Below are 4627 nucleotides of genomic sequence, written 5' to 3'. Positions count from 1 at the left end.
TCCTGTCCTACGGAGACGGGGCCATGACCCGCATCGCATTGAGGAAGCCATGAGCACGATCCGCGAGCAACTCGTCGTTTCGGCCGTCGCCGCGCTCGCCACTGGGGCGCCCTCCGGCGTGCCGGTGCCCGTCCGCACGCGGCTCGATTCCCCGAGCGCCGACCAGCTCCCGGCGCTCACCGTCTATCAGGCCGCCGAGACGGTCGAGACGATGCGCGACTACCGCGCAGGCGGCGCGAGCCGCGGTCCCGTCGTCCGGCGGTCGCTTCTCCTCAACGTCGAGGTCATCACGAAGGCCGGCGCGGGCGCCGAGCCCGACAAGGCGGCCGATCCCATCCTTGCCTGGGCAACGAAGGCACTGGGCGCCGCCTGGACCTTCGACGGGCTCGCGAATCAGCCCGCCGACGAGGCCGGCACGAAGTTCGAGTACGAGCAGGGCGAGACCTCGTTCTGCCGGGCCACGCAGACGTTCCGGATCGAGTACCAGACCCGCGCCGATGACGCGGAAAGCCTGACCTGATAGGGAGGAAACCATGCCCGAGGTCGTCAACGGCAATAACATCCTGCTCGGCAGGGGCAAGATCTACTTCGACCGCTTCGACAGCAGCGGTGTGCGCACCGGTGAACTGTTCCTGGGCAACTGCCCCACGTTCGAGATCACCCCCACCAGCGAAGACATCAAGAAGTACTCGAGCGCTGTCAAGTCGGCCGACCTGATTGCCTCAGACGTGCTGCGCACGACGCTCGCGATCCGCATCGTGGGCGACGAGTTCTCCAAGGAGAACCTCGCCATGGCCCTGTTCGGCGACACGGCGACGTTGTCGCAGACCGGGTCGACCGTGACCGCCGAGGCGATCGCAGACATCCTGCAGGGCCGCTACTACCCGCTGTCGATGCGCCAGGTGAGCCTCGTGGCCGTCACGGGAACCGGCGGCACCCCGACCTATGTCGAGGACGACGACTACAAGGTCGATGCGGTGACAGGCCGCATCTACATCGTCGAGGGCGGTGACATCACTGACGGTACGGACATCGAGGTCGACTTCACCTACGGGACGATCGCCCTGCCGACGATCTGCGGCATGAACCAGACTTCGATCAAGGGGTACCTGCGGTTCATCGGTGATCCCGCCCGCGGCCCCAAGTACGAGTGCGAGATCTGGCGCGCGTCGGTCCGCGCAGACGGGGCGATCGGGTTCATCTCGGACGAGTACTCGAGCTTCACGCTGACCGGCGACATCGAATCCGACGCCTCCAACCACCCGAACGAGCCGCACTACCGGCTGATCAGGATCGCATGATGAGCGAGAAGCATACGATTGGCGGCCGCACGTTTCTGCCGCTGCGCGAGTCCACCGTGGAGCAGGACTTCCGGTTCCTGTCCCTGATCAAGCGTGCCCGCATCGACGAGGTGGTCATGGAGCCCGGCGAGAGCCCCGAGGCCTTCGCTCGACGGCTGCTCGAGGTCACGATCGAAAGCGGCGTGATCCTCGACCTACTCGGGTGCCTCCTGGTCCCGGAGGACCTCGCACCTCGGGACCGGGACTCCGGGGAGGCCTGGACCCGGCAGATGGGCGAAGAGACCGCCCACTTCCTCGGCCAACTGCGTGACCCCAGGGACAAGGCGGAGGTGCGAAGTCTGGTCCTGTCGCTGCTGGTCTCTTTTTTCGAGAGCGGGATCGTCTCTTTGTGGACTTCGACGACATCCTCCACCGAGGCGATCCCGAACCCCGAAAACAACCAGGTACCCCCGGCCGGTACGGCCCCTGGACCGAACTCGTCGGAGAGCTCGCCGCGGGCGACCACGACCAAGCCGAGCGGATCGTCCGCTGGCCGCTCCGAGTCGCCCTCGCATCCTACCGCCGGCTGATGCGCGAGCAGGCGCTGCAGGACTATCGCCATCGATTCCTCTGCTGGTGCGTCCTGGCACCGCACAGCGCCAAGGGATCGCGACCGCGGCCGCCGGCCGTGCCCGATATCCTGAGAGGCAGGTCAACCGATGGCCACCCCTGATGTGCGAGTCCGACTATCTGCCGAGGGCGTCGCCGAGGTCGTGGCATCCCTCAAGAAGGTCCAGGCCGAAAGCCAGAAGGCCTCGGCCAAGCAGGCGCGCGGGTTCTCGGGCCTGAATCGCGTCCTGGGCTCGACTTCATCACTCCTTGGCGGCCTCGGAGTCGCTCTCGGGGTTCGCCAGTTCCAGCAGTGGATCCAGTCGTCGGTGAACGCCGCCGACCAGATCCAGAAGCTGGGCCAGAAGGTCGGCGCCTCGACCGAGAACCTGTCCGCCCTGCATTTGCTGGCCCGCACATCCGCCTCGAGCCTCGGGGAAATGGGCGCGGCCCTGGCCAAGCAGAACAAGTTCATCGGCGATGTAGCCGAAGGGAATCCCAAGGCAGTGGCCACCCTGCGCGACCTGGACCTGACGCTGAAGGATTTCAAGGGCAAGGACTCGGTCCAGATATTCGAACTCCTGGCCCAGCGGATCACCGCCCTGCCCTCGCCGATCCAGAAGACCAAGACCGCCATGGACATCTTCGGGCGGGCAGGCGCGAACCTCATCCCCACGATGAACGCGCTCGCGGACGAAGGCCTCGGCCGCGTCATCGAGCGCGCCCGTGAACTGGGTGTCCTGATCGATACCCGATTGGCCGAGTCGGCCCGACAGATGAACGACGACTTCGAACTCCTGAAGGCTCAGAGCGAAGGCCTCGGAACGCGCCTGGCCGCCGGTCTGGTCCCGCAACTATCCCAGGCGCTTCAGATCATGAGCGGCGACCTGAAGCAGACCACCGAGGCTTGGGAGAAGTTCGGGCAGGGTATCGGGCTCGTGCTGAAGTTCATCGTTGCGGTCGTCTCGTCCGCGTTCGATGTGGTGGGTACCGCGCTCTCGTTCGTGATGATGCGGATCGATTCGAGCGTGCGAGCGGTCTGGGCATTGCTGCACGGCAATCTCGACGAGGCCAAGGCCTATCTCAAGACCGCGGGCGAAGCGATCAGCGCCGAGCAGAACGAACTGTTCGACCGCCTGAAGGCCCGGTTCGAGCTGACCATCACCACCCCGACCGAACCCACCGCGCGAGAGGAAGCCCCTGCGGAGGATTACTCCGAGGACCCGGCCGCTTTGGCCGCCAAGCGCGCCCAGGCCCTGCAGATGACCCTCGATCGCGAACTGGCGCTCGTCCGATCGATGGGAGCCTTGCGCAACGCGGCCGAGAAGCGGGCGTTCGAGCAGGGCCTCAAGGACGTCCGCTCCTACTACGAGGACCGCCGCCGCGCGGCCGAGGAGGAATACGCCAAGGAGATCGCGGTCCTCGAGCAGAAGCGTGCCCTGCTCGACAGCGAAATCGATCCCAGTCGTCGTCTGCAGGAACAGGGGAAGATCGACGCCGAACTGGCCAAAGCTCGCGCGACACAGGAAGAGCGCATCGCTGCGCTGCTGTACGAGGAGCGCGAGGCGGTCCAGAAGCTCGCCCAGGAGCGGCTCGCCCTGGAGAAGACCTTGCTCGAGGCCCAGGGCCGCCGCCACGAGGCTGCTCTCTTGGGGATCGACGAGGAAATCCGCAGGGTCGATCTGCTACTCAAGAAGCAGTGAGCGTCCGACGCCGAGCGCGAGGCGACCCTGGCCCGGCTGCGCCAGTCGATGGGATCCGGAGCCAACTTCGACGAGATCAAACGCCAGGCCGAAGCCACGCTGGCCGACCTAGACGCAGCTCGGTCAGAGATCGAAGCCCGTGTCTCGGCTGGTCTGCTGTCCCAGGTCGAGGGCGAGCAGCAGATCCTGGCCATCGAAGCCGAGCGCCTGGCCGCCTTGCAGAACCTGGCCGCCGCGCTCGAGCAGGCCGCCTGGGCCACCGGCGATCCCGAGCGAATCGCCCAGGCCAGGGGCTTCTCCGAGGCCATCCGCGACCTCGGATTCGCCGTCGAGGGCGCCCGCGTTTCGTTCGCCGCCTTCGGCAAGACGGCGCTCGATAGTGGTCGCGACGCCCTGACCGAGTTCTTCGACACCGGAATCACCGGCGCGAAGTCCCTCGGCGACGCCTTCCGGAACTTGGCCCTGTCGATCATCGCTGACCTGAAGCGTATGGCCGCCCAGCTTCTGGCCACCGCCATCATCAAGAAGATCGCCGGGGTGTTCAGCGGTGGCGGGCAAGTCGGCGGCGCGGACAAGAAAGCCACGGGCGGTGTCCTGGGCGGAATCGGTACCGGCACGTCGGATTCCAACCTCGCCTGGTTCTCTCGCGGAGAGTACCTCGTGCGCGCCGCGGTGGTCCGCGAACCCGGCGTGCTCCGGCACCTGGAAGATCTGAACCGCCATGGCAGTCGGACCCTGGTCTCATCTCCGGTGGTGATCGAGGCCCCGGCGCCGCGGTTCGCTGAGGGCGGCCTGGTTGAAAGCGCCGCCCCCGCTGCAGACAGCTCATCCCGAGACGGCCGGCTGCTGATCGGCCTCGAAGAGGGACTCGTGCTGCGTTACCTCGAGACTTCAGCTGGCCAGCGAGTCCTCGTAAAAGCCATCGGCAAGAACCGCCGCGCGATCCGCTCGGCCTTGGGGACGTAAGCGATGTTCACCACCGGAACCGCCAACAACCACATCGATCTGCTCGACCGGCTGCATACGTTCCTGACC

The 4627-nt window shown here is 66.4% G+C and carries 5 protein-coding genes; all 5 read left to right on the top strand.

The annotated features are described in order from the left end of the window. Positions 1 to 520: hypothetical protein (locus KJ554_13030; GenBank protein MBU0743258.1), on the top strand; the 520-nt coding region annotated here is incomplete at its 5' end. A 13-nt stretch (positions 521 to 533) separates the two neighbouring features. Further along, positions 534 to 1301: a hypothetical protein gene (locus KJ554_13025; GenBank protein ID MBU0743257.1), complete on the top strand. Its 768-nt coding sequence runs from the start codon at positions 534 to 536 to the stop codon at positions 1299 to 1301. Then, positions 1301 to 1870: a hypothetical protein gene (locus KJ554_13020; GenBank protein ID MBU0743256.1), complete on the top strand. Its 570-nt coding sequence runs from the start codon at positions 1301 to 1303 to the stop codon at positions 1868 to 1870. Before KJ554_13025 ends, KJ554_13020 begins: the two co-directional genes overlap by 1 nt. 348 nt (positions 1871 to 2218) lie before the next feature. Continuing rightward, entirely contained in the window at positions 2219 to 3592 is a 1374-nt protein-coding gene (locus KJ554_13015) for a hypothetical protein (GenBank protein MBU0743255.1), read from the top strand. 48 nt (positions 3593 to 3640) lie between these two features. Then, the gene (locus KJ554_13010) at positions 3641 to 4558 is read left to right on the top strand and encodes a hypothetical protein (protein ID MBU0743254.1); all 918 of its coding nucleotides are present in this window, start codon (positions 3641 to 3643) and stop codon (positions 4556 to 4558) included. The last annotated feature ends 69 nt before the right edge of the window (positions 4559 to 4627 follow it).

Source organism: bacterium (assembly GCA_018814885.1).
GTDB lineage: Bacteria > Krumholzibacteriota > Krumholzibacteriia > LZORAL124-64-63 > LZORAL124-64-63 > JAHIYU01.
The sequence above is the reverse complement of the archived record's forward strand: the minus strand, read 5'-3'. Positions and strand labels throughout refer to the sequence as shown.